Annotated in this window: 28 protein-coding genes and 1 pseudogene; 15 read left to right on the top strand and 14 right to left on the bottom strand. The window is 59.4% G+C overall.

The window, feature by feature from the left end; translation table 11 throughout:
- Window positions 1–4 precede the first annotated feature (4 nt).
- The gene (locus ACZ9DP_RS05425) at window positions 5–1,519 is read left to right on the top strand and encodes a malonate--CoA ligase (RefSeq protein ID WP_476200644.1); all 1,515 of its coding nucleotides are present in this window, start codon (window positions 5–7) and stop codon (window positions 1,517–1,519) included.
- 96 nt (window positions 1,520–1,615) lie between these two features.
- Window positions 1,616–2,962 carry an SLC13 family permease gene (locus ACZ9DP_RS05420; RefSeq protein ID WP_476200643.1) on the top strand — a complete coding sequence of 449 codons (1,347 nt, stop codon included), beginning with the start codon at window positions 1,616–1,618 and terminating at the stop codon, window positions 2,960–2,962.
- A 352-nt stretch (window positions 2,963–3,314) separates the two neighbouring features.
- Here the strand turns inward: ACZ9DP_RS05420 and ACZ9DP_RS05415 are convergent, their stop codons facing one another.
- The 3 genes from ACZ9DP_RS05415 to ACZ9DP_RS05405 form a co-directional block, all read right to left on the bottom strand.
- The gene (locus tag ACZ9DP_RS05415; protein ID WP_476200642.1) at window positions 3,315–4,205 is read right to left on the bottom strand and encodes a dihydrodipicolinate synthase family protein; all 891 of its coding nucleotides are present in this window, start codon (window positions 4,203–4,205) and stop codon (window positions 3,315–3,317) included.
- 17 nt (window positions 4,206–4,222) lie between these two features.
- Window positions 4,223–4,861, bottom strand: coding sequence for a LysE family translocator (locus ACZ9DP_RS05410; RefSeq protein WP_476200641.1), 639 nt, complete (start codon window positions 4,859–4,861; stop codon window positions 4,223–4,225).
- Window positions 4,862–5,038: 177 nt separating this feature from the next.
- The gene (locus tag ACZ9DP_RS05405; RefSeq protein WP_476200640.1) at window positions 5,039–5,650 is read right to left on the bottom strand and encodes a LysE/ArgO family amino acid transporter; all 612 of its coding nucleotides are present in this window, start codon (window positions 5,648–5,650) and stop codon (window positions 5,039–5,041) included.
- A 93-nt stretch (window positions 5,651–5,743) separates the two neighbouring features.
- On the opposite strand from ACZ9DP_RS05405, the gene ACZ9DP_RS05400 reads away from it, so the two are divergent.
- Window positions 5,744–6,643: a LysR family transcriptional regulator ArgP gene (locus ACZ9DP_RS05400; RefSeq protein ID WP_476200639.1), complete on the top strand. Its 900-nt coding sequence runs from the start codon at window positions 5,744–5,746 to the stop codon at window positions 6,641–6,643.
- Window positions 6,644–6,697: 54 nt separating this feature from the next.
- Window positions 6,698–7,014: pseudogene (locus ACZ9DP_RS05395) on the top strand (type II toxin-antitoxin system RelE/ParE family toxin).
- A 4-nt stretch (window positions 7,015–7,018) separates the two neighbouring features.
- On the opposite strand, the gene ACZ9DP_RS05390 reads toward ACZ9DP_RS05395, so the two are convergent.
- From ACZ9DP_RS05390 to ACZ9DP_RS05370, 5 genes are all read right to left on the bottom strand, one after another.
- The gene (locus tag ACZ9DP_RS05390) at window positions 7,019–8,428 is read right to left on the bottom strand and encodes an NAD(P)H-dependent oxidoreductase (RefSeq protein WP_476200637.1); all 1,410 of its coding nucleotides are present in this window, start codon (window positions 8,426–8,428) and stop codon (window positions 7,019–7,021) included.
- Between the two features lie 38 nt (window positions 8,429–8,466).
- Window positions 8,467–9,981 (bottom strand): tripartite tricarboxylate transporter permease, encoded by a 1,515-nt coding sequence (locus ACZ9DP_RS05385; RefSeq protein ID WP_074072324.1) that lies wholly within the window; start codon window positions 9,979–9,981, stop codon window positions 8,467–8,469.
- Between the two features lie 17 nt (window positions 9,982–9,998).
- A complete protein-coding gene (locus ACZ9DP_RS05380) occupies window positions 9,999–10,493 on the bottom strand; it encodes a tripartite tricarboxylate transporter TctB family protein (protein ID WP_183927207.1) in 495 nt (164 codons plus the stop codon).
- A gap of 57 nt (window positions 10,494–10,550) precedes the next feature.
- Window positions 10,551–11,543 carry a Bug family tripartite tricarboxylate transporter substrate binding protein gene (locus ACZ9DP_RS05375; RefSeq protein ID WP_476200636.1) on the bottom strand — a complete coding sequence of 331 codons (993 nt, stop codon included), beginning with the start codon at window positions 11,541–11,543 and terminating at the stop codon, window positions 10,551–10,553.
- Window positions 11,544–11,614: 71 nt separating this feature from the next.
- A complete protein-coding gene (locus ACZ9DP_RS05370) occupies window positions 11,615–12,652 on the bottom strand; it encodes a 4-hydroxythreonine-4-phosphate dehydrogenase PdxA (RefSeq protein ID WP_194730823.1) in 1,038 nt (345 codons plus the stop codon).
- 164 nt (window positions 12,653–12,816) lie between these two features.
- Here ACZ9DP_RS05370 and ACZ9DP_RS05365 point away from each other — a divergent pair, with 164 nt between their 5' ends.
- The gene (locus ACZ9DP_RS05365; RefSeq protein WP_476202202.1) at window positions 12,817–13,500 is read left to right on the top strand and encodes a GntR family transcriptional regulator; all 684 of its coding nucleotides are present in this window, start codon (window positions 12,817–12,819) and stop codon (window positions 13,498–13,500) included.
- Between the two features lie 228 nt (window positions 13,501–13,728).
- Here ACZ9DP_RS05365 and ACZ9DP_RS05360 read toward each other — a convergent pair whose 3' ends face one another.
- Genes ACZ9DP_RS05360 through ACZ9DP_RS05350 form a run of 3 tightly spaced genes read right to left on the bottom strand, consistent with a single transcriptional unit; the run spans window position 13,729 to window position 16,266 of the window.
- Window positions 13,729–14,991, bottom strand: coding sequence for a sensor histidine kinase (locus ACZ9DP_RS05360; protein WP_476200635.1), 1,263 nt, complete (start codon window positions 14,989–14,991; stop codon window positions 13,729–13,731).
- A gap of 2 nt (window positions 14,992–14,993) precedes the next feature.
- Entirely contained in the window at window positions 14,994–15,692 is a 699-nt protein-coding gene (locus ACZ9DP_RS05355; RefSeq protein WP_372419572.1) for a response regulator, read from the bottom strand.
- A gap of 37 nt (window positions 15,693–15,729) precedes the next feature.
- Window positions 15,730–16,266 carry a Spy/CpxP family protein refolding chaperone gene (locus ACZ9DP_RS05350; RefSeq protein WP_194730820.1) on the bottom strand — a complete coding sequence of 179 codons (537 nt, stop codon included), beginning with the start codon at window positions 16,264–16,266 and terminating at the stop codon, window positions 15,730–15,732.
- A 311-nt stretch (window positions 16,267–16,577) separates the two neighbouring features.
- On the opposite strand from ACZ9DP_RS05350, the gene ACZ9DP_RS05345 reads away from it, so the two are divergent.
- The 8 genes from ACZ9DP_RS05345 to ACZ9DP_RS05310 all read left to right on the top strand — a co-directional run bounded on the left by ACZ9DP_RS05345 (window position 16,578) and on the right by ACZ9DP_RS05310 (window position 22,605).
- Entirely contained in the window at window positions 16,578–16,784 is a 207-nt protein-coding gene (locus ACZ9DP_RS05345) for a hypothetical protein (protein WP_074072331.1), read from the top strand.
- Window positions 16,785–17,616: 832 nt separating this feature from the next.
- Window positions 17,617–17,877 (top strand): hypothetical protein, encoded by a 261-nt coding sequence (locus ACZ9DP_RS05340; RefSeq protein ID WP_040115879.1) that lies wholly within the window; start codon window positions 17,617–17,619, stop codon window positions 17,875–17,877.
- 468 nt (window positions 17,878–18,345) lie between these two features.
- The gene (locus tag ACZ9DP_RS05335; RefSeq protein WP_476200633.1) at window positions 18,346–18,891 is read left to right on the top strand and encodes a GXWXG domain-containing protein; all 546 of its coding nucleotides are present in this window, start codon (window positions 18,346–18,348) and stop codon (window positions 18,889–18,891) included.
- A gap of 78 nt (window positions 18,892–18,969) precedes the next feature.
- Window positions 18,970–19,731: a hypothetical protein gene (locus tag ACZ9DP_RS05330; RefSeq protein WP_476200631.1), complete on the top strand. Its 762-nt coding sequence runs from the start codon at window positions 18,970–18,972 to the stop codon at window positions 19,729–19,731.
- Window positions 19,732–20,039: 308 nt separating this feature from the next.
- Window positions 20,040–20,483, top strand: a complete 444-nt coding sequence (locus tag ACZ9DP_RS05325; RefSeq protein WP_074072335.1) for a PPC domain-containing DNA-binding protein — start codon at window positions 20,040–20,042, stop codon at window positions 20,481–20,483.
- Window positions 20,484–21,071: 588 nt separating this feature from the next.
- Window positions 21,072–21,467, top strand: coding sequence for a DUF1236 domain-containing protein (locus ACZ9DP_RS05320; protein ID WP_074072336.1), 396 nt, complete (start codon window positions 21,072–21,074; stop codon window positions 21,465–21,467).
- 121 nt (window positions 21,468–21,588) lie between these two features.
- A complete protein-coding gene (locus ACZ9DP_RS05315; protein ID WP_194730816.1) occupies window positions 21,589–22,380 on the top strand; it encodes a DUF1236 domain-containing protein in 792 nt (263 codons plus the stop codon).
- 81 nt (window positions 22,381–22,461) lie between these two features.
- Window positions 22,462–22,605, top strand: a complete 144-nt coding sequence (locus tag ACZ9DP_RS05310) for a hypothetical protein (RefSeq protein ID WP_239603454.1) — start codon at window positions 22,462–22,464, stop codon at window positions 22,603–22,605.
- 125 nt (window positions 22,606–22,730) lie between these two features.
- On the opposite strand, the gene ACZ9DP_RS05305 is transcribed toward ACZ9DP_RS05310, so the two are convergent.
- The 3 genes from ACZ9DP_RS05305 to ACZ9DP_RS05295 all read right to left on the bottom strand — a co-directional run bounded on the left by ACZ9DP_RS05305 (window position 22,731) and on the right by ACZ9DP_RS05295 (window position 23,967).
- Window positions 22,731–22,970 (bottom strand): hypothetical protein, encoded by a 240-nt coding sequence (locus ACZ9DP_RS05305; RefSeq protein ID WP_283072748.1) that lies wholly within the window; start codon window positions 22,968–22,970, stop codon window positions 22,731–22,733.
- 73 nt (window positions 22,971–23,043) lie between these two features.
- Window positions 23,044–23,352: a hypothetical protein gene (locus ACZ9DP_RS05300; protein ID WP_074072339.1), complete on the bottom strand. Its 309-nt coding sequence runs from the start codon at window positions 23,350–23,352 to the stop codon at window positions 23,044–23,046.
- Window positions 23,353–23,613: 261 nt separating this feature from the next.
- A complete protein-coding gene (locus ACZ9DP_RS05295) occupies window positions 23,614–23,967 on the bottom strand; it encodes a hypothetical protein (RefSeq protein WP_476200628.1) in 354 nt (117 codons plus the stop codon).
- 61 nt (window positions 23,968–24,028) lie between these two features.
- Between ACZ9DP_RS05295 and ACZ9DP_RS05290 the strand changes: the two genes are divergently transcribed.
- Both ACZ9DP_RS05290 and ACZ9DP_RS05285 read left to right on the top strand, forming a co-directional pair.
- The gene (locus ACZ9DP_RS05290) at window positions 24,029–24,331 is read left to right on the top strand and encodes a BrnT family toxin (RefSeq protein WP_476200626.1); all 303 of its coding nucleotides are present in this window, start codon (window positions 24,029–24,031) and stop codon (window positions 24,329–24,331) included.
- Complete coding sequence (locus tag ACZ9DP_RS05285; protein ID WP_476200624.1) at window positions 24,315–24,593, top strand: BrnA antitoxin family protein; 279 nt, start codon at window positions 24,315–24,317, stop codon at window positions 24,591–24,593. The genes ACZ9DP_RS05290 and ACZ9DP_RS05285 overlap by 17 nt, the downstream gene beginning before the upstream one ends.
- Window positions 24,594–24,808: the final 215 nt, after the last annotated feature.

The following is a 24,808-nucleotide window of genomic DNA, read 5'->3' as shown; positions in this document are numbered from 1 at the left end:
CGACATGAGCAACCATCTTTTTGACGCCATACGGGCTGCCGCACCCGGCAATGCGCCATTCATCCGCATCAATGGCGGACGGATTTGGACCTACGACCAGGCGCTGGACCTTTCTGGCCGTATCGCCAGTGCGATCGACGCCCTCGGTATTCGTCCCGGCGATCGGGTTGCCGTGCAGGTGGAAAAAAGCGCCGAAGCCCTGATCCTCTACCTGGCCTGCCTTCGCTGTGGCGCTGTCTATCTGCCACTGAATACAGCCTACACGCTCGCCGAACTCGACTACTTCATTGGCGATGCCGAACCGCGCCTGGTTGTCGTCTCGCCGGCTCAGCGTGAGGCGGTCGCAACAATTGCGAAGGCTCATGGCGCAATCGTCGAAACGCTCGACGCAGATGGTACGGGCTCGTTGCTCGATCTTGCGAGGGACGAACCACTTGATTTCGTGGATGCGTCATGTTCGGCAGATGATCTGGCGGCGATCCTTTACACCTCAGGAACCACGGGCCGCTCCAAGGGGGCGATGCTCACGCATGGAAATCTCCTTTCAAACGCCCGGACCTTGCGCGATTGCTGGCGCGTTACATCCGGCGATCGTCTGATCCACGCATTGCCCATCTTCCACACGCACGGGCTGTTCGTTGCCACCAACGTCACTTTACTTGCCGGTGCCTCGATGTTCCTGCTGTCGAAGTTCGATGCAGACGAGGTCGTGGCGCTGATGCCGCAGGCGACCATGCTGATGGGTGTCCCGACCTTTTACGTGCGCCTCCTGCAGAGCCGCCGCCTCGACAAGCAGGCGGTCGCGAATATGCGCCTCTTCGTTTCTGGTTCGGCGCCCCTGCTTGCCGAAACGCATGTCGAGTTCGAAAAGCGCACCGGTCATGCCATCCTTGAGCGCTACGGGATGACCGAAACCAACATGAATACGTCCAATCCCTACGACGGAGCGCGGATCGCCGGAACAGTCGGCTTGCCCCTTCCTGGAGTGACGGTGCGCGTTACGGATCCGGCCACCGGCGCCGTGCTGCCGCCCGATGAAACCGGGATGATCGAAATCAAGGGGCCGAACGTCTTCAAGGGCTACTGGCGAATGCCGGAAAAGACGGCAGCCGAATTCACCTCCGATGGGTTCTTCATCAGCGGCGACCTCGGCAAGATCGACACGGACGGCTATGTCCACATTGTCGGTCGTAGCAAGGACCTGGTGATTTCCGGCGGATACAACATCTACCCCAAGGAGGTCGAAGGCGAGATCGACCAACTCGATGGCGTCGCCGAAAGTGCCGTCATCGGAGTTCCTCATCCCGATTTCGGAGAGGGCGTCACGGCCATCGTGGTGCGCAAACCCAATACGGTGCTTGACGAAGGCGCCATTCTTCATGCGCTCCAGGACCGGCTCGCACGGTACAAGCAGCCGAAGCGCATCATCTTCGCCGAGGACTTGCCGCGCAATGCCATGGGCAAGGTGCAAAAGAACGTTCTTCGGCAGAAATACGTCGACCTTTACGCAAGGACCTGATCCGCCTGTGCGCCCTCTGGGAGGACGGCGCGCAGACATATTCAATTGTTGCAAACGAAAAGCTGCCGGCGCGAGAGCGCCGGAGGGAGGGGAATCATGAGCATCGAAATACTGTCCATACTCTTGTTGATCGGCATGTTTGTCGTCGCAACGATCCAGCCAATCAACATGGGCGCACTTGCTTTCGCCTGCACGTTCCTGCTCGGCACGCTGATCATCGGTATGAAAGCCAACGATATCTTCGCAGGCTTTCCGAGCGATCTATTCCTCACTCTGGTCGCCGTGACCTACCTTTTTGCGATCGCGCAGATCAACGGCACCATCGACTGGCTTGTTGAATGCGCCGTCCGCCTGGTCCGAGGGCATGTCGCATGGATTCCCTGGGTGATTTTCCTGGTCGCTGCGGTCATCACCGGCTTTGGAGCGCTGGGGCCGGCAGCCGTGGCCATCCTTGCGCCGGTGGCGCTGAGCTTTGCCGTGCAATACAGGATCCACCCGGTGATGATGGGCCTGATGGTCATCCATGGCGCACAGGCCGGCGGCTTTTCGCCGATCAGTGTCTATGGCGGCATTACCAATCAGATCGTCGCAAAGGCAGGGCTGCCTTTGGCTCCGACATCGCTGTTCCTTTCCAGCTTCTTCTTCAATCTGGCGATTGCCGTACTGGTGTTCTTCGTTTTTGGCGGTGCGCGAGTAATGAAGCAGCAATCGGTATTGTTCGGCCCCTTGCCCGATCTGCACCCTGAAGGCGTATCGGCATCGATCAGAGGCCATGGGGGTACATCCGCAAAGCCGATCAGAGAGCATGCTTACGGCACGGCCGCCGACACTGCTGCAACATTCCGCCTCACCAGCGAGCGGATATCCACCTTGATCGGCTTGACCGCTCTCGGCATCGGTGCCCTGGTCTTCAAGTTCAATGTGGGTCTGGTCGCCATGACTGTCGCAGTCGCTCTCGCGCTGCTGTCACCGAAAACTCAAAAGGCGGCAATCGACAAGGTAAGCTGGTCGACCGTGCTGCTGATTGCAGGCATCATTACCTATGTCGGCGTCATGGAAAAGGCCGGCACGGTCGACTATGTCGCGCACGGCATTTCAAGTCTCGGCATGCCGCTCTTGGTTGCGCTGCTGCTCTGCTTCACGGGCGCCATCGTCTCGGCCTTTGCATCCTCGACAGCGCTCCTTGGCGCCATCATTCCCTTAGCGGTGCCATTCCTGCTGCAAGGTCATATAAGCGCCGTCGGCGTGGTAGCGGCAATCGCGATCTCGACAACGATCGTCGATACCAGCCCGTTTTCCACCAATGGCGCACTCGTCGTTGCCAACGCCCCGGATGACAAACGCGAGAAAGTGCTGCGTCAACTGCTGATTTATAGCGCCCTGATCGCGATCATCGGGCCGCTGGTTGCCTGGTTGGTCTTCGTCGTGCCTGGGCTCGTCTGACGCAGCATGCCGCAGCCGAACGCAACCGCCTGCCGACGATGAAATTACCGGCGCCCGTCAGATCCCATGGGCGCCGGCGCAAGCAGATGGGCACCCGCTCCAGTGCAGCGATCGGCAGCCCACCCTCGATGCGCGATATCACCCGAACGGCGACCGAAGAGCCGCCTCCTTGGCAGGAAGGCCGAGTAGGTTCGCAACGTCTTCAAAGGCCAACATAATTCAATCCTCGCTCCAGATGAGGCTAAATGTAGCCTCAGATGACGCACCACAAGACCACTCTTGCGGATATTGGCACTCCGGCCGCGGAGCCAAAACGCCACCTTGGCCAGGTCTCAAATGCACCCATGTGCGGTCAGATCAAGATACGATCGAGTGCGTCTTTCACTCTTGGCATGTCTGATGGCGGCAAGGGCAGTATTGGCCGTGGTGGCGCGGCGCGGCAAAGGCCAAGGGCGTCAGCTATCGCGTACATTACGCGGAAGCTGCCAAACTCCTTGAACAGCCTCCACAAGGGTTGAAAGGCCTGATCGAGGCCCTCGACCTCGCAGGCGTCTCCTGCTTGGGCTGCTCGCGTGAGAGCAACGGCTTCGGAAGGCAATAGGCCAGCGATCACGCTGTACCAGGCGTCGCAGCCCGCCAGCAGTGCGTCGGCCGCGCCCCAATCGCCACTGTAGCCGATTGCGAAGCCGTCCGGCGTGCGCCTTCGCAAACGCGTAAGTTCAGCCTTGACATCCCCGTGGGTGGGAAGCGGCATTTTCACGGCGACTATGTTCGGTGCGCTCGCCAGACGGACGATCAGATCGTCGGTGAAGGTGAAGCGGGTGGTGCTCGGGTTGTTGTAGATACACAAGGGCAGCTCACCCGCTTCCGCAACGGCCAAAATATGCTGAAAAACCTCCTCTTCCGTCAGGGGAGTATAGGACATGGGAGCCAACAGAAGACCATTCGCTCCCGCCTTCCTCGCATCACGGGCATGCGCCTGAGCCTCGTCGGTTCTCAGCGCGCCGACACCGACGATGACAGGTATCTTCCCGCCAACGCACGCCATTGCCGCCTCGACGGCACGCTGTCGCTCGTGTCTCGAAAGAAAAGCGTAACCGCCGGTGCTTCCCAGCAGTCCGATCGAGTCGGCGCGGGCCGCAGCAATGCGTTCGAGGAGGCGCGCAAGCGCGGCCGTGTCGACACATCCGGAGGCATCCGTGGGCGTGATGGAAAAGGCAGAGAGGCCCGCGAAGAGCTTCATGATGCTTCTCCCATACCTTACGCGCGCGCCAGTAGCAGCCGGAGACCGGCAACGCCGAAAAACAGGGCCAGCACTCCTTCGATCCAGCGCCTCGCGCGACGGTACAGGCGCACCATGGGTGCGGTCGAGAAAATGACCGCATAGCCGCAAAAGATGGTCACGCTCAACACCGCGCAACCGCCAAGGATCGCCGCAAGCGTGTGCCATGACGAGTTCGGGCCAAGGCCCAGCGTCACCAAGGCGATCCACGCAAGGATCGATTTCGGATTGCTGAGGTGCATGAGTAAGCCGCGCCGGTAGAGATCTGTTCCCGACACTGCGGCGCCATTTGGCCCCCTATGCGACACAGCCTGATCGCCCGAAGCAAATGCAGCTTTGCCCGCCTTGAAGGCGAGATAAAGAAGATAAAGACCACCGAAGATTTTGAGTACGATCAGCGCTTCCGCATAGCGGGTCAGGATTGCTGAGACACCTGTTGCAGCCATCGCACCCCAGAAGATCGAACCGCTGACCACGCCGGCAGCGAGTATGAGGGCTGCACGCCGCCCGTTATGCATCGCCACCCCCATGATCCGCATATTGCTGGGGCCGGGGCTTCCGGCTGCGATCACATAGGCGGTGTAGACAATCAGGAGATGGTGGAGTTCGGCAGACAATCTGAGGCCCAATCATGCTGTTGGCTATTGCGGTAGGTCGATCGAAACGTAGCGTAACGTGCAAACCGGGCGCCTGTCTCTATCTTTGGGCGCCACGATCGACTTTTTATGACGTCGCCGAAAGCGGGATAGCGGGCGGTGCTCCCGACCAATGCGGACATCCCGGCAGATCGGCGGCTACATTTCCCTCAATAGGTTAAAGGCAATCATCCACATCGTAAAAGTAATGAGCGTTTCCAGAATTCGCCACGATGCCGGCTTCGAGAAGATCGGCCGTAGCCAGGTCGCACCGTAGCCAAGCGAAAAGAAGAACAGAAACGAGCCGGTTGCGGCTCCCGCCGCGAACGATACCTCGTATCCCGGAAACCGAGTCGAGATGGTGCCAAGCAGCACGACCGTATCGAGGTAGACGTGCGGGTTGAGCCAGGTAAGAGCAAGACAGGTGGTAAGGGTCGCTCGAAAATTCGATAGACCCGCCTCCTGCACCGCCAGCGCTCCCGACGAGCGGAAGGCGGAATAAAGGCTTTTTGCGCCGTACCAGATCAAGAACGCCGCTCCTCCATAGCGCATTGCCGGATCGAGCCAGGGCAGCAACGCGTTGATCTGCCGGAAACTGGTCACGCCCAGCGTGATGAGCACAGCGTCCGACAAACCACATGCGAGGCAGACGGCCAATACATGCTCGTTGCGCAGGCCCTGGCGCAGCACGAACGCGTTCTGCGCGCCAATCGCAACAATCAGGCTGAGCCCCATCATGAGGCCGGTCCCAAAAACCGGAAAATTCACCATAAACCGCTCCCCGAAATATCGAGACTTTCGCTATCGCATCCCGTCAATTTAGTATAGTTAATGCTGCTAACGCTGATTAAGCAAAACTAACTCATGATCGATTATTCCGCTCTCCGCGCCGTATCGGCGATCGTTCAAACAGGCAGCTTCGAAAAGGCCGCAGGCATTCTCAACGTGACGCCCTCGGCTGTCTCGCAGCGGGTGAAACAGCTTGAGGAACGTCTTGGCATCGTTCTGGTCGCGCGGGGCACTCCCTGCACTGCAACGGAGAAGGGAGAATGGCTCTGCCGGCACATGGAGAATGTCGGCATGCTCGAAGCCGATCTGTTCGAGCATCTGCCCGCCCTTGTCGATCCGGCCAAACCCGAGCCGAGGGTGACGCTGCACATTGCGACGAATGCCGACAGTCTTGGAACATGGTTCCTGACGGCCATGTCCAGTTTCGCCAGACGCTCTGCGTATCTCTTCAATATTGCGATCGATGACGAGGATCATACCGCCGAATGGCTGCGGCGTGGGCAGGTGGTCGCTGCCGTCTCCAGCCTGGAAAAGCCGGTTCAGGGCTGCCGGCGCATGTTTCTCGGCGCGCTCCGCTATCATGCAACGGCGAGCCCCGATTTCGTTACCCGGCATTTCCCGCAGGGCGTAACGGCAGAGGCTATCGGCAATGCGCCCGCCTTGACCTTCAATCAAAAGGACAGGCTCCAGAGCCGGTGGATACATCAGGTGCTCGGAGAAGACCTCAGCCCTCCGACCCACTGGCTGCCTTCGACGCAGGCTTTCATCGAGGCCAGCCTTTCCGGCATGGGATGGGGCATGAACCCGGCCCCCCTCGTGCGCGAGCACTTGGACTCCGGGCGTCTGGTGGAGCTGATCCCGGAAACGCCACTGGACATTCCTCTGTACTGGCAAATGAACCGTCTAGCGGCGGAACGGCTGGTTGACCTGACGCGCGAGGTCATGACCGTAGCCAAGCATCACCTGTTGGGCTGAAAGAAGCGCAACTGTCATCCCTGATCGGAGACGACTATATATATTTCGTTATCTATGGGTCGACGCTTTAATCCAGCACCGCCGTTGCGCGCTCCATACGCTCTTGATGATCGCGACAGTATCTTCAGCTATATCGAAGCAGAAAACCCGCGCGCGGCGGTTCATGTCGATGAAGAGGTCGTTCGCGCGCCGCGCGTCGTCTCCTTGAGTTTCCTGAAAGCGGACATCCCGGCCGGATTGCTGGAACACGCGAACTTGTTATCCCGCGCACACCTTATATTGCGGCCTATGCGGTGATGCCCGACAGGATTCGTATCCTGCCTATCTTGCATGGCGCCCAAATATCGCCTGCTGAGATAGAAGATAAGTAGGCTTTTAACCGACTGCGATCGCGCCGTTGTCATGCGAAAATATGCGGTCTTGCTCCTGTCGCAGCCTCAACAGCTCGGAACTTCCATCGATTTCGACGTCACCACATAGGATCGGATTTCCCGCCGATACCGGCCGAACCAGCCTGCGGTTGGCGGCGAGATAAAAAGGCACCGGACTTTCGGCCGACATCGCCTGCGCCGGCACCATTCTGCCCGAAACATTGGTGATCGAATGATGATGACCGCTTGCCGCAAGTAGCGTTCCCGCCGACAGGTCGGCATCGGCATGGGCGATGAGGTCAATGACCGGCTTCGGCGCCTCGGCCCCGCTCGACACGCCGTTGAGGCCGACTTCCAGGATGCTGCTTGCCGCTTCGACTCCCAGGAGGTGGCGCGGTAGATAGAGCATTGCGGTACGGCCCGACCGGCTGACCACGTGGCCCTTTTCAGCAAGCATGGCCCATGTTTCCGCATCGTTGCATTCGACTGTAACGAAGACGCCACCGGCGAAGCTGACTTCGCCAGGGAGACGGAGGCAATGAAACACGTCTAGAGTTGATTTGCGAGTGAGCAGACCACCCTCCTCCACCGCAGAGAAGAAGTCTGCCACTTCGCCGATCCGTGCGATGGGGGCGTGCAGATCCAACCGATCCACCGTGAAGCCGGTTGCATTGGCAACAAGGGTCAGCTCGCAAAGATCGGGCACCGTCCTCTGAGGCAGCGCCGCTGCCGCCTGCGCCCTGCCCGCGGCGACATCCGGGGCAGCCAGGCTGCCCAGCTCGAGCCATGCGGCAAACTCCGGAGCATAGAGCGACGTGCCGTTGCAGGTCAGCATGTTTTCGGCCGGATCAAAGACGAAGTCGTATTCGCTGGATTTGCCGGCAGCGATTATATTTAGACCGAGAACCTGGGCCCAGCTGATGAGCCCCATGAGAAGGCTTGGCTGGTCGCCATCGACAGGTGTTACCAGCACATTGTTGCGGCGTGCCCGCGCAGCGAGACCAGGGCCCACCACGCTGTCGACCTCCTTTGACACGAGCGCCACATGCTTGCTGGCATCGATGGCGAGGCGCGCATGCCGCGCGCCGGCTTCGGGATGGCCAGTCGCCTCTACAACCACGGTAAACGGTAGAGCGAGCACTGTCTCAAGGTTGTCCGTTGCGATGAACCGATGCTCGACCCAGGCAGCCGCGGCCTCCTCTTTTGTCCGGCAAAGGGCGATTTCATCGGCAGGTACCCCGATCGAACGGAGTGCGGCCACTGCAGTTTTCGCGGAAAGATCGACCGCGACACGCGTGCTGACGAGCGGCGTTCTGCGGCTCTGACCGAGGAAGCTGCGCCCGAACGCACCGGTGCCGACGATGCAGCATTCAACGGGGGCGGCGCCTTTGGGGAAGTAGCTATGGTAGTTCATGATGACTCCAACCTCGTAAGAAAAAGCGGCGGCCGGCCCTAGTGGGCCGAGCCTGCCGCACCCCGTCGCCGCAACCGGGAGAGCAGTTTGACGGCCTGGGGAACGACGACGAGCGCCAGCGCCAGCGTGGTGATGGTCCCGACAAGCGGATTAGAGAAAAAAACGCCAAGGGAGCCGTCCGAGATGATCATCGATTGATGGAAGGCATTTTCAGCCTTATGGCCAAGCACCATGGCAAGCACCAGCGGGGCAATCGGGAATTCAAGCTTGTTGAAGACGAAGCCTAGGACGCCGAAGACGAGCACCAGCCAGAGGTCGAACGTCTCGCTGGAGACAGTATAAGCGCCGACGAAGCAGATCGCGACGATGACTGGCCCGATGATCGAAAACGGAATGCGCAGGAGCGCTGCGAACATCGGCACCGTGGCAAGGACTAAAATTACGCCGACGATGTTCGACACATACATGCTGGCGATCAAGCCCCAGACGAAATCGGGCTTGGTTGTGAAGAGCATCGGTCCGGGCGTGAGGCCCCAGATCATCAGTCCTCCCATCATTACGGCAGCTGTCGCCGAACTCGGCAAGCCGAGCGCCAGCATCGGCAGCATCGCACACGTTCCCGCCGAATGATCGGCCGTTTCTGGCGCGACGATACCTTCCGCACGCCCGCTGCCAAAGGCCTGGCCCGGCTTGGAGCATTGCCGTGCGATGCCATAGCTCATGAATGACGCCGCAGTTGGACCACCCGGAGTGATGCCCATCCAGATCCCGACCGCGCAGGAGCGGATGACTGTGGTGAGGTATCTGGGCAGTTCAGCGATCGTGCGGAGCACGTCGCGCAGATCGATCCTTGACGAGAGGCCGCGAAATTTGTGGCCGTCCTGGACCGTCGCGAGGATTTCTCCAATTCCGAAAAGTCCGATGACGACCACAAGGAAGCTGATGCCGCCAATGAGCACGTCAAGCCCGAATGTCAGACGAAGCGATCCGGTGACGGTATCCATGCCAACTGTCGAGAAGAGAAGACCAAGTCCCAACGAAACCACCGTTTTCAACGGAGCAGCGCTGCCCATCCCGACGAAAGCGCAGAAGGCAAGGAAATAGACGGCGAAATATTCCGGTGCGCCGAAACGCAAGGCGAAGCTTGCTGCCCACGAAGATAGAAGCGTAATGACAACGACCCCGGCAAGCGCACCGATGCCCGCCGACATGAAGGCAAGTGTCAGCGCGCGCGTGGGCTGGCCTGCGCGGGCCATCGGATAGCCATCAAACGTCGTGGCGACCGAACTCGGCTCACCGGGAATGTTGAAGAGGATGGAGGTAGTCGATCCCCCGAACAGGGCACCCCAGTACATCGACGCGAGCAGGATGATGGCCGACACCGGATCCATCGAGAACGTCAGCGGAATGAGCAACGACACGCCATTCGGCGCGCCAAGGCCCGGCAGTACGCCGACGATCAAGCCAAGCATCACGCCCACCACCATGAGCATGATGTGGTAGGGCGTCAAAGCGATCTGGAATCCGTCCAGCAGCAGCCCAAAATTTCCCATCGAAGCCTCCCTGTCGTTCAGTAAACGCCGAACATGTTTTCGAGCGGACCCTTGTGCAGCGGGATCTGGAAGACGATCTCGAAAATCAGATAAAGTGCCACGGCAAATCCGAGACCAAGGGAAACGGCTGCAAAGGGATGATATTTTCCCTGTCTCCACGCGACGTAGAAGAGATAGAGCGCGCTGCCGACGTAAAGGCCAAGCTGGATGGCAACGACCACGAAAACCGCCATCGGCAAGAAAAAGGAGGCCAGACGTCTGACCTGTTCGGCCTCCAGGAAGATCTCACGGCGCTTTTCTCCGTGCCGTCGGAGCGCAAAAAGCGTCTGCGCGGCGGAGGCTACGCTCGCCAGGAGCACAATCAGCCCGACATAAAAGGGAAAATAACCAGGTTGCGGGCCAGAGCTTTCCCAACCGACTCCAAGATCGAGCGAGCCCGTCGCAGCAAGAAGTCCGATCCCTGCGGTCAGTGTCGCGGCGACCAGCTCCATGTGGATGCGTTTAATGTGCATTTGCTATCCTCCCTATGAGAAAGAATCGGTCCGTCGGCGCCCGCCGGACCGATCATCTCACTGGACGAGCCAGCCTTCGGTCTTGAAGACCTTGACGGCATTCGTCTCGCTGGTCGCGATGAATTCGCCGAGCGCCTTGCCGGTCAGGAAATCACCGGTCTGCGACGTCTTGCGCACATACTCTTTCCATTCGGAGGTTTCGCTCACCTTGCGAAGAACCTCGGTGTAGTAGGCGAGTGCATCCTCCGGAACATCGGCTGCAGTCCAGACAGTGCGCGGCATCTTGTAGGATTCGATCGGAATCCCGGCCTCGATGCAGGTCGGAATATCCTGCCAGCCCTTGCCGTCATGGATCGGCTCGCTTTTTGCCATTTGCGTGGACGAGAAGACACAGAGAGGTTTCACGGCGCCAGCTTGCCACTGGCCGACATTCTCGTTCGGGTTGTTGACGTTTGCAGCCACGTGACCACCGGCCAGCTGCACGCCGACTTCGCCGCCGCCGTTGAACGGCACGTACTTGAAGCTCGCGCCAGTCTGCTGTTCGATCAGGGCGACAAGCGTCTCGTCCGTATCCTTGGACTGGCTGCCGGCAAAGGCAACCGTTCCAGGCTTTGCCTTGGCGGCCTCAACAAGGTCCGTAGGCTTCCCATATGGGGAATCGGACTTTACCCAGATCAGGAATTCGTCAAACGCAAGAGCTGCAACGGGCGTCAGATCCTCGGTCGAGTAGGCCATCTTCGCCACATGGGGCAGCAGATAGGCGTTGTTCGTTCCGAAGTAGAGCTTGTTCGCGTCGCCCTTGTTCTGCCTTGCATAGAGAAACGCTTCCGCGCCGCTGCCGCCACCCTTGTTCAGGACGACCATCGACTGATCCATCAACTTGTACTTCGTAATGATGGACTGGATGGTGCGAGCGAAGTTGTCGGTGCCGCCGCCGGCGCCCGAGGCGACGACGAACTCGACCGGGCGGTTCGGCTCGAATGCGAATGCCTGGGTAGCCGCGCTTAGCGCCGCCAGGATAGTGCATGCAATGGAAAAAGGCTTCTTCATCGTTACTCCTCCTTTGAACTCATCCGGCACGAACCCTCCTCCATGCCGGGCGATGCTGCAGATTTCTGAAGTCAGGCCGCAGCAGACAGTGCTGCAGCCCTCCTGGCCATGCGCGCCGCCAGAAGCAGCGCCTCGCGGCTGGCGCCTACATCGGCGATGCCCTTTCCAGCGATGTCATAGGCCGTGCCGTGGGCCGGCGTGCACAGCGGGAACGGCAGGCCACCTATCATGGTCACCCCTTTGTCGAAACCGATCAGTTTCATCGCGATCTGACCCTGATCGTGATACATGGTCAGGACGGCGTGAAACTCTTCCTTGAGTGCGCGCAGAAAGACGGTATCGGCAGGGAACGGGCCTGCGACGTCGAGACCGGCCTTTTGCGCGGCTGCCACGGCCGGTTCGATGATCTCAATCTCTTCCGTCCCGAAGTTGCCGCCATCACCAGCATGCGGGTTGAGGCCCGCGACGATGATCCTCGGGTTTTCGTGACCGGCGCTCTTCAGGCATGCCTGCGTCAAAGCGAGCTCGGCGACGATCCCCTCCACCGACAGAGCCGACGCAACCTCCGCCAGTGGTATGTGCGAAGTCACACGTGCGTTCCAGACGCGTTCGAGAACATTGAATTCGCGCGCCTTGCCAGTGAAACCGATGACGTCGGCAACAAAACGGATTTCGTCGTCGTAGCCCGAATAGGCGTAACGCATCGCCTTCTTGTTGAAGGGGGTAAAGCACACGGCATGCGCTCGGCCACTGTCAGCAAGCTTCAGCGCAGTGCGGAAGTTCGTCGTGGCGAAAGTGCCGCCTGCAAGTGTCGCCTCGCCGCGTACCACGTCGGCAGGATTGAGATGCGCAAGGTCGATGAAGACGTGGCGATCCTTACCCGCCTGCTCGAAATTGTCGAGCGGCGCGCTGGCAAGGTTCAAGTCGAGGCCCGCTTCCTTGGCTCCGCCCTCGAGAATACGACGGTCGCCGATCACGACAAGATGCGCCGCCGCGCGGATTTCCGGAAGGGCGATGATGCGCGCGGTAAGTTCGGGACTGATGCCGGCCGGATCACCCATCGCAAGGGCGATTACTGGACGCGTTTCGGTTGCGCCATCTTTGATCATGAACCTCTCCACATGTTTCTCCTCGAAGAAGCAGATACACCGGTTTGGCATTCAATATCAAGAGTACCGCATGCTGTATGCAGAATATTTCATTGACTTGATCGCCGCGGAGTTTCATTAGGTGACCTCAGCGAGCGCCCTCATGGAGAATCAGCGTGGTCCGGATGAACTCAGTCAACGTGGGTACGGGTGATGTCAGCAGCGTTGCGCCGCTGCAGCGGACAGCCTTGCACGACACGCTTGTGAACCACCTGCGCGACATGATCATCGAGGGTAATCTCGCGCCGGGAAGCCGTATCCATGAAGGCCAGCTCGGTGAGCAGCTTGGCGTTTCAAGGACCCCGTTGCGTGAGGCAATCAAATATCTGGCGAGCGAAGGGCTCGTCGAGCTCGTCCCCAGTCGCGGAGCAGTCGTGAAGCGCTTCAGTCCGAAGGATGTGGAGGACATGCTGACGGTGTTGCAATCAATGGAGGAGCTAGCCGGACGGCTCGCATGCGAGGTCGGCTCCGCCGAGGAAATCGCCCATGTTCGCGCTCTTCACGATGAGATGCTGGACAAATACAGGTCGGGCGACCGGCTGAACTACTACAAGCTCAACCAGGCCATCCATACGGCAATCGTCCAGATGGCGCACAACACAACGCTCTCGAACATGCATACGACGTTGCAAACGAGGCTGAAGCGCATCCGTTTCGTCGGTCATGAAGGTCCTGAGAAATGGGCTGCCGCAGTTGCCGAGCATGAAGAGATGATCGTCGCCCTGGAACAGCGCAATAAGCCGGCATTGTCGGAGGCGCTTGGACGGCATCTGAAAAATGCGTGGGAGCGCGTCAAGGACGGTGTGTGAGCCACGTTATGCCGGCGCTTCTTGGATCGTCATGACGCACCATGAGAGCCAGAAGTGCGATAAAGATCGCCGCGAAGCATGCTTGAGAAGTAAGCAAGGTCGCAGCGGTCGTATCGAGTGAGCTGCCCCCGTTGCGTTGCAGACGCGCAGTCGCTGCGAACCGAAAATGGTTTCGCAATCGCCGGTATCAAGTTCGCTGCCGTGGCGCCACGCGGCATTGCGGACACATCAGTTGATCTTTCGGGCGGCCCGATGCGCTGGAAGTGTCACGACGAAGCAGGCGCCGCCGCCCGACGGGGATTCGTAACGGACTGCACCGCCATGGCGCTCGGCGATCTGGCGCACCAGCGCCAATCCCAAGCCCCAGCCGCCCGTGGCCTCGCTTCGCCCCGAGGGCCGGTAAAACGGCTCGAAAACGCGGACGCTCTCGCTATCCGGTATGCCCGGGCCCTGGTCACGGATTTTGAGTTCCGCCGCACTGTCTACCTGCGCAACACTGGCCGTGACGGGAGGGACGCCGTGGCGCAACGCGTTCTGCATGAGATTGCGCACGAGCCTGCCGAGCAGGCGCGCATCGCCTATGACAGTCGCGGGCGTGCCAACGACCTCGACGCCGTGGCGCGCCCCTTCTTCCGAGACAAGAGCCAAGAGGTCGATCGACTCGGGCGCATCGAGCTTTTCGACATGGTCGAGCCTGCTCGCCAACAGAATCTCCTCGACGAGCGTGTCCAGTTCGGCGAGGTTGCGCACGATCTCCTCCTTGCGGTTCTCGTCCGGCGCCTGCTCATAGAGATCGATCGCCATGCGAAGGCGCGCAAGCGGCGAGCGCAATTCGTGGCTGGCATTGGCGAGCAGAGCGCGGTTTGACTTGATCAATCGCTCGACATGATCGGCGGCCTTGTTGAAGCTCTTCGCGACCGCCGCGACCTCATCACTGCCGTCCGCTGGTACACGCGCCACGAAGTCGCCCCTCCCCCAGGCATCCACGCCCCTGCGTAACCGCTCCAATCGGCTGGTCAGGTGGCGCACCACCGGATAGGCGGCAAGCCCAATGACGCCGGCGATCAACGCCAGATAGGTTAGCGGATTGCGTCCGGACGGACGGAAGGGCCGCGCCATGCGCGCTGCCACCGCGCGCCCGTCGGGCAACTTCGTCACCACGGTGTGAAAGCTGCCTCTGCCGTGGCGCCAGCGCCCCTCGAGAACGTCGCGCGGAAGCGGCTGGCCGGCGCTCGCGATCAGCCTACCGCGCGGATCGTAAACTGCAATGTCAGCGTCGAATGCGCGTGAAAACCGCTCCAGCGTCGCCTCGATCGACTGCAGGTCCATGTCGGGCGGAATCAGTGCGGCGACGAACCGCGCGCGTTGGCTCTGCCAGCTGGACTCCTCCTCTCCCTGCCCCAGCCACACGAAGGCCGCACTGGCGAGCGCGACCGCTGCAAGGCTCGCCAGCAGCGTCAGGTAGATTTTTAGGAACAGCCGGCTGCGCATCGCTATCTCTCTTCGTCCTGGAAACGGGCGAAGACATAGCCGGCGCCGCGCACGGTGATGATGCGCCTCGGATGCTTGGGATCGCTTTCGATGGCCGCCCTGATGCGCGATATATGGACGTCGATGGAGCGGTCGAACGCATCCAACTCCTCGCCCTTGACCGTGTCCATCAACCGTTCGCGCGACAGCGTGCGCCCGGCATTTTCGGCAAGCGCCACAAGCAGGTCGAACTGGTAGCTGGTCAGGACACATTCATCGCCGTCGATCCTGACCGAGCGGGATCCCGGATCGATCTCCAACCGTCCGAAGCGCAGGACGCGCGAGACCGCTGCGCTCCCGTTGCGGCGACGCAGGATCGCCTTCAGACGCGCCAGCAATTCGCGCGGATTGAAAGGCTTGGGCAGATAGTCGTCGGCTCCAAGCTCCAGCCCGACGATACGGTCTGTCTCTTCACCTTTGGCCGTGAGCATCAAGATCGGCACGTCCGATACCGCGCGCATGCGCCGGCAGGTCTCGAAGCCGTCAAGGTCCGGCAGCATGACATCGAGGATCACGACATCCGGCATAAGGCGGCCAAGGTCGGTAAGGCCCGCCGCGGCCGTCGCCGCGGCGTGGACGGTGTAACCGTTGCCGGAGAGATAGTCAGCGAGCATGGCGGAGAGGCGCGTATCGTCGTCAACAATCAAGACCCGTTGCGCCATTACTTGCCCTCCGTTCAGTCGCTCGGCCCACTTAGCCTTACCACCGGCCGCGACCCCTGCGCTCTTTCAAATGCTCGACGAGCTTAACGCGCTGCTCCGGCGTCAAAACTGCGGCGGCGTCGAGCAGAGCAGTCGTCATCTTGCGCGAGGCCGCGTCGATGGCCGCGACGCGCTCGCTGCGTAGCTTTTCGGCGGCCGCCCGGTCTATAGAAGGAGCACCGAGGAGTTCGATAACCTGCTCACGCGTCTCGCGAAAGTCCCGGAAAGTCGGCCCGATCTCATCGCGCGCCTTGTCGATGATCTCCCAAATCTTGTCTTCCTGCTCGGATGTCACATCGATTTCGTCAAGCACGGAGCCGATTCGGTGTTCCATAAAGCCGCCACCTCCCATATGTGCGTGCATCATGTGGCCGCCCATCCCGAAGCCGAAAACATCGCTCCGCGCGGCTGCAAAACCGGCCGCGCCGACTAAAGCGACGGCTACCACGCCGCCAATCGCGGCGCGCCGCCCCCATCCTTTCGAGGCTGGTTCGCCGAAAGTCGGGCTCGCCAAATTCTTGTCCTCGTTTTCCATCGTTAGTCTCCTTCACTGCGCAGCACCTGCTGCAATGAAGGTACGCTAACAGGGCAACGTTTCGAGTGTTCTGGGCAAATGTAAAGGAATGTAAAGCGGAGCGCGCCGTCGCGGACAGGCTGGGCCGCAGCGATGAGATTACGTCGGCCGTCATGCCACTCGGTAAAAAATTCCTGCGCCCAAACAGACAGTTACAGCGTCAAAACGTTAAAGTATGCCGAAGTGTATTTTCGAGAAAGAAACATTAGACTAAAGTCATACGCGCTGGGGTCAACAGCAGGTAAAAGTACTATTTTTTGGGAGGAAATAGAATGTCACACAAAGTGGCCTTGAAGAAACGCGTGCTGTCTTCAAACGATCTAGACATGCTGGACGGTTTGCTCAAGGAATGGTGCGACAGTCGCCACTACGACATTTTGAACTTGGAGTCCCAAGAGGCTGCAAGGGAGTTGGTGATGTGGTTTGAGTTCGGCGTCGATAAACCCCATCAACTTCGGGAGTTGCTTGCGACGCGTTAATCAAGATGCCCGTCTGGCATTAAGCGCCAGATGGGCACATCAATCCGGCGCATGGCGTAATTCCAGTTTCCGCCCCGCAGATACTGACTGAATGAATGTCGTCAGCGGATCCGTGAGCCGTCGGCCTGTAATGGATCCAACAGGCGTCTTCCATGCTTCTCGCCAATTGAGCGAGGGGAGTTTGCGGCAGCTATCGGTTCAAACAAACGTTCGGCTTCATCGGGCCGGATGATGCTGCAAGATCAGCGGACGAGATCTTCGTCTACCGGGAACCTACGCGTCCTCTGCGGCATTAGAAGCAGGTTGTCGCAATTTGTTTCAAGGGAGGCCGAGACGTCAGGAAAGAAGAAGAGCGTCCGCTCCAGCGCCGCTCCCGTTCGGCCACATCGCCTTCGCCCGAAGCGAGGGGCACGATTCCGCGTGTTCGAAAAAGCCAATCGCCAAGCCATGAAGATTGCCTGGCTTGTCGTTATCACTTTTGTTGCCGCCATCGCATTGCATGCCTTGTTGACATGATCAACATTGGTTGCACATGCCATCGAGCCGTTATGCTGGTTGGTAACACGTCCATCCCAGATCAAAGAAATGCCCCGATGCAGGTGGATGCGGGTGGAATAGCGTCTCACGCAAGTGCCTCGGCTAAAATCCTAACTTTCCCAGATAAGTGATTGAGATCAGAATATTTTGTCGGATCAGGTCGATGCAAGAAGCGCTGCCAACTTCCCCAATTCCGACGGTTCGGGTCTCATTGTACAAAAGAAGGTCAGACTCCTCCCACTGGCGATTTTATGGCAGTATTAGAGATGCCTTAAATGAAAGGGAGGAACCACTCGTGTCTCTGATAACAAAACTGCCAGCAGGCCAAACTGTCCTTGAGTTCGAGGGGCACAAGTTCTGGGTTGATATTACGGAGAAACCGAAATTTGAAATGAGAGTTGGGATGGTGCCAGAAGGTGATGATCCAGAACTGGTAGTGAAACTCATGGCCGCTCTGGAGGAAGGGAGTAAATGGAAGAAGAATAAAGACGGTTCTTGGAAGTGCGTCGATGAAAGTGGGTCGGCAACTGACGGCATGCACAGAACGAAGCACTGAAAAAAAGGCAACCGCCCGCCTTGGCGAGATGGGCGTCCGAAAGTACGTCCTCGGCCAGAAAATCAGCAGCATCAGGGTGATGATATCGGCGAATTATTGGCATTCCCTATTGCATCAGAACCACCGCATGGCGTCCGTTCCTTCGATTGATACCGAAGGACGAGCCCGTTGTGATCCAAGACATACGTTTTCCTTCTGGCGAACCGTCGCGAGGCATTCGAATGTCGCCTATTCGTAGCATTCTCTCCCGGGGCAGCAGGTTTAACCGACCATGGTCCCGGTGGTTGGTGCAGATTGAAGTCCCTGTCGGGGTCGGACAACCCATGTCACGAGACAAGTCGAAGAGCTGCTGCGCGATCAGGTGCGCGACCGCCCTTTCCCTCTGGGCCGTTGCGTGGGCGCTCCACCTTGAAGTGCGCGAGGCTCCATGAATGTGGAACTTCCGGACCTTCTTCTCATTTGATCGAGATGAGCATCCGAGAACGAGATTCCATGCGAGGCGACCAGCAGCAGGAAATGGCCTCCTGGTTGCGGTCACTGGAGCCTGTCCAACCGAAGGACATGATCGGACTTTGGAAAGGCGTCGGCCTTCCGTCGGGACATCCGCTGGACGGCGTCCTCGAGAACTTGCACTGGTTCGGAAAGCGCTTCCATGCCGACATGCGGGCGGACGCTTTGCTCTTCCAACGGCGGCCCGGACGGCTTGTGTCGATTGATCCCCGCTATATCCCCATCGGGCTCGCGATCAAGGCGGCACCGTTGGGACGAACGGCTGTTGCTCGGAAGCTGTTTTTGCACCTTCAGCAGGCGTTGCGCGCAAAAGATACGACAGCTTCGATAACGCTCCAAATATTCGAACACGTCGAAAGCGCGGCAATGATCTACGACAAGCAGCCCATCGTGGACCACTTCCGGCTTGTAAGACATGATGAACTAGTCGGGATGATGTGCGTGCGCGGCGACTCGTGCCGGTATTTCTTCAGGCTTCGGAAAGTGAACGAGGCAGGCATGTAACCCACGGCTTGGACTGCGCCGTCTGGAACATTGTCGGGCTCGGACCGTTCGCAGGAAGAGCAGCAATCGGAGGATCACATGAGCAATCTTTACAATGAAAGCGACCCCGCGGTCTCGGGCGAACCGGCAAAAAGCATGCTGACTGCGTTCTTTGACTCTCGAAGCGAAGCGGAGGATGCCGTCGAGCGCCTCAAAGAGGCAGGCGTCGCCCACGTCCGGCTGATGCCGGGATACGAAGCCGATGCCGAGAAGGCTAATGTCGAAAGCGACGATCGCGGAGGTTTCTGGCCTCAACTCGGAGACTGGCTCCTTCCGGACGAGGACCGTGTCGTCTATGCCGAAGGACTTCGACGCGGTGGCTTCCTGGTGTCCGCTTCGGTGGACGAGGCCACCTACGACACGGCCCATGACATACTCGACGATGAAGGAGCAATCGACATGGACGAGCGCGCCGACCTTTGGCGCAGCGAAGGCTGGAACGTCCTGAAGCCGAACGAGACATATGTCGAGGCGAGATATGATCGGAACCGTCTCGGGGAAGCGAATCGCGACCAGCAGGTCTCCGGCTCTCGCGACGATGTGTTCGAAGCCGACGCCGCCGCGGGGTCTGCTACGGTCGCAGGTCACTACATGAGAAGCGGCGAACCTACGCCTTCGCGCGTGCGCGCCTATGAGCTCGATGAGGAAGTTCGCGTGGACGAACATATGCGCGACGACATCCTTCCGACCGGTCATCAGCGAACGGTCGCCGAGGGACAGGATCCAGCCGACCGCGAACTTCGTCAGAGCCAGGACATGGACGGCCTGCGTCAGGAGCAAAGCTTCCCACGCAGCCGATAAGCGCGGACGAGATGATCGACGCTGGTCGGCGCAGGTCGGTGCCGTCGGAGACGCCACAGAGGCCGGACGTTTGTGCCGTCCCTCCTTCATTTTATGAGCTGGTCACTGGCGTCCATACGGCGTCGACGGCTACGGGCATCGCGACCCCTGACGCTATCACATGTGCAGCGGATAGAAGATGCTTCAGCCACAGCCGAGACCTCGACATCTTGAGGCATTGGTCACTATGCAGCTCGTTAAGGAGCGCGACGCGGAGCGTGTTCGTGACCGACATTGACGAAACCCTCATTCTTCAAAGGAGAATCCCAATGAAGAGCAAGGAACTTGACGAAAGTGATCCGTGGCGCGAGCGCAACTTCGTGCTGGTCCTGGACGACGGCGAAGAGGCGTTCGAAGCAATCACGCGCTTCGCCGAGGAGCAAAAGGTCGGCGGCGCGTCGCTAACCGCCATCGGGGCCTTCCGTAGCGCCACGCTCGGCTTCTTCGAGTTCGCGACGAAGAACTACAAGGAGATCCCGGTTGAGGAACAGACCGAGGTCCTTAGTGCTATTGGAGACATTGCTATCGGCGACGACGGCAAGGCCAGCCTCCACATGCATGTGGTCCTCGGCCGGTCAGACGGAGCCACCCGGGGCGGCCATTTTATCAAGGGCACCGTTCATCCTACCCTCGAGATCATCATCCGCGAAAGCGCAGTCGGCTTCCGCCGCCGAAAGCGCGAAGACCTCGGTATCGCGCTGATCGACCTGTAGACGGTGGTCTGGAGCAGCCGATCACGAGCAGGGGCTTTTTCTTTTGTCTCGGAACTTTATCTTCGCCTGGATGTTTATGGCGATCACGCTTTTCATATACCCACCAGTCGCTGAATCTGCGTGATCTGCAGTGCTGCGGGCATGACCCTTGGCACTCAGCTGATGGCTTGGACTCGCATTCGACCTCTCATTAGACGAGCCCTTGTCGCAATATGTTTCGTGAAATGCTTGCCCCCGCTTCGGCGGGTTTTTTGTTGAGTCTCAGGGGTGTTGGAGAACCAACCATGCTGAGCTTGCTTAACCCCGCCGCAATACACCCGAAAGCCGTCGCTCAAACACCTTGATGGAACTCTCGCCATGAAGATTGTGGTTGCTCTGAAAAGATACATCTCCCCGGCATCAATTAACTTGCGTGTCCGCTAAACTTGATCGCAGGTGACGGAGACCAACCAGCTGCCGCAAATGAACTCAATCAGACCAAAGTCTTGAGTGCTTCAGGCCAATGGTCTGATGGAGGGAACTGCTGCGTTGTGCTGTCGTTTGCTCACCTGTGAGGCTGCCAAGACAGCCACGGAAATGGAGAAGAAAATGTTTAGCAAGATTCTCGTCTCTACCACTGCGATCGCCCTCATGTCGGGTGCTGCCTTTGCAGGATCCTCGACGGTTAACGGCGCGGTTGGCGGTGCAGCCACAGGCGCAATCGTCGGCGGTCCCGCCGGCGCCGCAATCGGTGGCGCAGCAGGTGCGGTCGTTGGGACTCTACTCGATCCGCCGCCGCCGAAGGTTGTGACCTATGTGCGCGAAGCGCCTCCTCCGTCAGGCACCGTCGTCATAAAGGAGAAGGTTGTCGTCGGACAGCCGCTGCCTGAGGCCGTCGTAGTCACTCCGGTGCCCGATGACCCAACATACGCCTACGCTGTGGTCAACGACCAGCGTGTGATCGTGGAGCCTTCCTCGCGCAAGGTCATCCAGATCGTCAACTGACGACAAGGTTGGATCCGGCATGCCGGGTCCAACCTGCAAACTCAAACCAAATCGACACCACAAGGACGTCGTGCTGCGACGCCCTCTGGCGCAGCACGTCCTCGGCCAGGGAGTTAAAGCTATGAACCGCAAGATCCTACCTGTCCTGATCGCCTCGCTCGCGCTCGGCGCGTCGCCAGTTGGTCTGCTTTCCGCAGCCGCGCAGGATGCAACTCCGATATTGCCCAAGAAGGGCACGACGCAAGGCGAGCAGCCGCAATCCGGCACATCGCAGCAGCCGTCAGGCGCAGAAGCGCCAAGCAACGGTTCGGGTCAAGAAGCCCCGTCCGGAGGAACGGGCGACGCCACAACTGTCCAACCCGATAGCGGAGGAACGGGAACATCCGGCTCATCTTCGCAAGGTACTGATCAGCCTACCACTCAACAGCAAGACACAACGAAACCTGCCGACGGATCCACTTCGCAGCAGGCGCCTGCATCCGGCAGCGAGAGCGGAAAGAGTTCGACGAAGAGCTCCGGTGAAACAACTTCGCCTGATGGAAAAGCCACATCCGATAAGCCGTCTGACGCCACAGGATCGGGCGACGCTGGCACGACGGGTGGGGGCACGTCGACGGGAACGTCCGGTCAATCCACTTCCACTAAGACTGAAACCGATGTCAACATCTCTGTCGAACAGAAGACTGAAATCCAGCAGGTCGTGAAGGAAGTCAATGTCGAGCCGGTTCGCGAAGTCGACTTCACGGTTGAAGTTGGCACAGCCATACCAAAGACGATCCGACTTGAGCCGCTGCCGCCGCGGATCGTCAAGATCGTCCCGCAATATGAAGGCTATCGCTTCTTCATCCTGGCAGATGGCAGGATCATCATCGTCGAACCCTCGACGTTCAAGATCGTCTACATCATTGTCTGAATGGCCCCGACTTCCCCCGGCGGCAAGTCCGCCGGGGGGCAAGAGAAGACCATCTTATGCGACGAAGCAAAGGCTAGTGATATGGGATTTCCACTCGCGGTGATCGCAGCGGCCATCGCAGCTATCGTTCTTGCACTAATGGTGCTCGGTGATCCGGCAGAGAAGGCGCCGAGCCGTGTCTTTGTGCAACAGGCTCTGCATCATCAAGTGACGCGCTCTCCGTGACGCTCAGGGGCTTGCACGCCTCAGCTTATCGCCAGGCCGTCAGAACTACGCAAGGTCGGCCATAGCCCTAAAATGGAGATCGCGTCGCTTGGTTTGAGTCCGCGTCCGCCAGCTCGGCTTCGGCATCAATGGCGAAAGGGCGAACCGTCCTCAGCGGCAACATCAGGATAAAGTTGGCGCCGGAGCGTCTCCAGTGCTCTGACCTTTCGAAGCTCGCGCTGCACAGTCTCGGCCGTAACATCGCGCCAGGCTGCGCCATCCGGCTGGTCCCATACCCTTCCGCCGGATGCCAGAAATTCGCAAAAGGCCTGCGCCGAGCGAAGGCGGCTGCTAAGTTCGACATAGTGGTTAGTGTAGGCGTCCATGAGAACTCCGTCAGCATAACGCGCGCGCCTATAAAAACGACGTCCCCGTCATTCGCTGCGCTGACACTTCGCCTTAGTGCAGCACAGTCGGCGGCAGGCGAACGATGCTCGTAATCGTCTCGAGCAGCTCAACGAACTGGTCGAGGACCATTCCAAAATTCTTGTCATCCATCCGCGCTATCTCCGGGATCGTGTCGTAAGTGCGCGCAACAAGGTAGTCGAGGCCCGTGCTGCTGGCAAACGGGCTGTCGGAAAAGTCGCTCGTTCGAACCGCGTGCAGTTCATCCACAATCCGGCGAACAAGACGCTCGCGATCCTTGATTGAAAGGCTCAACAGTTCTTTCCGCGCATCGCGAATTTCGGTGATGATACCGTGGGACATGAGCCTCCCCGATCTAAACGTGGCGGCAGCGCGCCTTGCGTGTAGCCGCACTGTAGCAGCTCCTTCGCGACTAGACGTCGGACCTTGGTCTGATCGCACCCTTCGCTTAAGACCTAAGTCCTGGCTCGAGCCCCGCCTTGTCCGCAGGCCAGCTGCTTTGGGAGCCATGTGAGCCCGAGGGACTGATCGCCGCTCTCTCGCGCTGCTATCCGCTCGTTTGAACGTTCATCCAGGGCGGCACGACACGTACAGACCAGTGCTTCATAATGGTGGCGAGACCTTCGGTCGCAGAAGAGAAACGATCGTTTCTTTCGCCTCAGCGACTGAGAGGCCCCACCCACGCGTCACGCCAGCATCAAAGACACCAACGGCCGACATCCGTGTGCCTTCGTCTAGCAAGCCCGCTTGGATCATCAGGTCGATCGTGGTTTCGATTGCCCTTTCGGGAATGGCCAGGCCGTTCGGCCACATGCCCATGTCACGCATGTAGCGCAGCCCGCGACGGGCAAGATCGGCGTCATCCGGCACCGTGATGCGCTGGAAGATCGGCAACGCAATTTCTTCCTCCTGCGAGGGATCGTTGGTAATCAGATAGGCTTCGGCCAAAGCCTTCAAGCGCTTTTCCCCTTCGCTGTCTCGCCCTTGAAATCAGTGTATATTATGCCAATATACATTGATGATTGATTGGGAGCGGATAACGGGCTTCGACTGGGACGCGGGAAACGCCCGCAAGAGCGCTGAAAAGCACAGCGTGGGCCAGGCAGAAGCGGAGCAGGTGTTTTTCAACGAGCCACTGCTGATTGTTCCCGACGCAAGGCATAGCGCCGAAGAGCAATGCATCCACGCTCTTGGGCGCACCGACGACGGAAGGCTGCTTCATGTCACCTTCACGCTTCGGCAGAACGCGACGAAGATACCGGTGATCTCGGCCCGGGATATGAGCCGCAAGGAGCGGAGCTATTATGAGCAAGACGCTTAAGCCAGTACCGGAATTCAAGACGGAAGCGGAAGAACGGGCTTTCTGGGAAAGCCAGGATTCCGACGATCATATCGACTGGAGCAAGGCGGAGCGCGTGCGCTTGCCGAACCTGAAGCCATCCTCGACATCGATCTCGCTGCGGCTACCGAACGCGCTTCTTGAACGGATAAAGGTCGCGGCCGGCAAACGCGACGTACCCTATCAGTCGCTCATCAAGATCTGGCTCGCAGAGAAGGTCGACGCTTCGGGTGCGCAACGATGACGTCCGCGGATCGACGAAAGCGCCGCACCGTGGCAGGCGACCCTTCGTCATGATCTATCGGGCAGTAGCATGCCTCGCCACGCCCGTCCTATGGACGTCTCGCGGACCTTCTGGCGCACTCTATGGGAAGGTTTAAAAGGAACTCAGAGAAGGGCGTGCGATTTGCAATCAGGGGCCCTGACTGGTCGCGTCCTCCCCGGCCTGAACGCCGGGGT

This window comes from Rhizobium sp. USDA 4016, assembly GCF_056279705.1.
This window is presented reverse-complemented; position numbering and strand designations above follow the sequence as displayed.

Excerpts from the sequence above, each read along its gene's own strand:
- ACZ9DP_RS05310 (WP_239603454.1), top strand. The coding sequence starts at position 22,462 with ATGGGATTTCCACTCGCGGTGATCGCAGCGGCCATCGCAGCTATCGTT.
- ACZ9DP_RS05330 (WP_476200631.1), top strand. The coding sequence starts at position 18,970 with ATGAGCAATCTTTACAATGAAAGCGACCCCGCGGTCTCGGGCGAACCG.
- ACZ9DP_RS05380 (WP_183927207.1), bottom strand. The coding sequence starts at position 10,493 with ATGCACATTAAACGCATCCACATGGAGCTGGTCGCCGCGACACTGACC.
- ACZ9DP_RS05290 (WP_476200626.1), top strand. The coding sequence starts at position 24,029 with ATGATTGATTGGGAGCGGATAACGGGCTTCGACTGGGACGCGGGAAAC.
- ACZ9DP_RS05345 (WP_074072331.1), top strand. The coding sequence starts at position 16,578 with ATGTCACACAAAGTGGCCTTGAAGAAACGCGTGCTGTCTTCAAACGAT.
- ACZ9DP_RS05315 (WP_194730816.1), top strand. The coding sequence starts at position 21,589 with ATGAACCGCAAGATCCTACCTGTCCTGATCGCCTCGCTCGCGCTCGGC.
- ACZ9DP_RS05320 (WP_074072336.1), top strand. The coding sequence starts at position 21,072 with ATGTTTAGCAAGATTCTCGTCTCTACCACTGCGATCGCCCTCATGTCG.
- ACZ9DP_RS05405 (WP_476200640.1), bottom strand. The coding sequence starts at position 5,650 with ATGGTGAATTTTCCGGTTTTTGGGACCGGCCTCATGATGGGGCTCAGC.
- ACZ9DP_RS05425 (WP_476200644.1), top strand. The coding sequence starts at position 5 with ATGAGCAACCATCTTTTTGACGCCATACGGGCTGCCGCACCCGGCAAT.
- ACZ9DP_RS05370 (WP_194730823.1), bottom strand. The coding sequence starts at position 12,652 with ATGATCAAAGATGGCGCAACCGAAACGCGTCCAGTAATCGCCCTTGCG.
- ACZ9DP_RS05285 (WP_476200624.1), top strand. The coding sequence starts at position 24,315 with ATGAGCAAGACGCTTAAGCCAGTACCGGAATTCAAGACGGAAGCGGAA.
- ACZ9DP_RS05390 (WP_476200637.1), bottom strand. The coding sequence starts at position 8,428 with ATGAACTACCATAGCTACTTCCCCAAAGGCGCCGCCCCCGTTGAATGC.
- ACZ9DP_RS05325 (WP_074072335.1), top strand. The coding sequence starts at position 20,040 with ATGAAGAGCAAGGAACTTGACGAAAGTGATCCGTGGCGCGAGCGCAAC.
- ACZ9DP_RS05335 (WP_476200633.1), top strand. The coding sequence starts at position 18,346 with ATGAGCATCCGAGAACGAGATTCCATGCGAGGCGACCAGCAGCAGGAA.
- ACZ9DP_RS05420 (WP_476200643.1), top strand. The coding sequence starts at position 1,616 with ATGAGCATCGAAATACTGTCCATACTCTTGTTGATCGGCATGTTTGTC.
- ACZ9DP_RS05360 (WP_476200635.1), bottom strand. The coding sequence starts at position 14,991 with ATGCGCAGCCGGCTGTTCCTAAAAATCTACCTGACGCTGCTGGCGAGC.
- ACZ9DP_RS05350 (WP_194730820.1), bottom strand. The coding sequence starts at position 16,266 with ATGGAAAACGAGGACAAGAATTTGGCGAGCCCGACTTTCGGCGAACCA.
- ACZ9DP_RS05375 (WP_476200636.1), bottom strand. The coding sequence starts at position 11,543 with ATGAAGAAGCCTTTTTCCATTGCATGCACTATCCTGGCGGCGCTAAGC.
- ACZ9DP_RS05300 (WP_074072339.1), bottom strand. The coding sequence starts at position 23,352 with ATGTCCCACGGTATCATCACCGAAATTCGCGATGCGCGGAAAGAACTG.
- ACZ9DP_RS05355 (WP_372419572.1), bottom strand. The coding sequence starts at position 15,692 with ATGGCGCAACGGGTCTTGATTGTTGACGACGATACGCGCCTCTCCGCC.
- ACZ9DP_RS05365 (WP_476202202.1), top strand. The coding sequence starts at position 12,817 with ATGAACTCAGTCAACGTGGGTACGGGTGATGTCAGCAGCGTTGCGCCG.
- ACZ9DP_RS05385 (WP_074072324.1), bottom strand. The coding sequence starts at position 9,981 with ATGGGAAATTTTGGGCTGCTGCTGGACGGATTCCAGATCGCTTTGACG.
- ACZ9DP_RS05305 (WP_283072748.1), bottom strand. The coding sequence starts at position 22,970 with ATGGACGCCTACACTAACCACTATGTCGAACTTAGCAGCCGCCTTCGC.
- ACZ9DP_RS05415 (WP_476200642.1), bottom strand. The coding sequence starts at position 4,205 with ATGAAGCTCTTCGCGGGCCTCTCTGCCTTTTCCATCACGCCCACGGAT.
- ACZ9DP_RS05400 (WP_476200639.1), top strand. The coding sequence starts at position 5,744 with ATGATCGATTATTCCGCTCTCCGCGCCGTATCGGCGATCGTTCAAACA.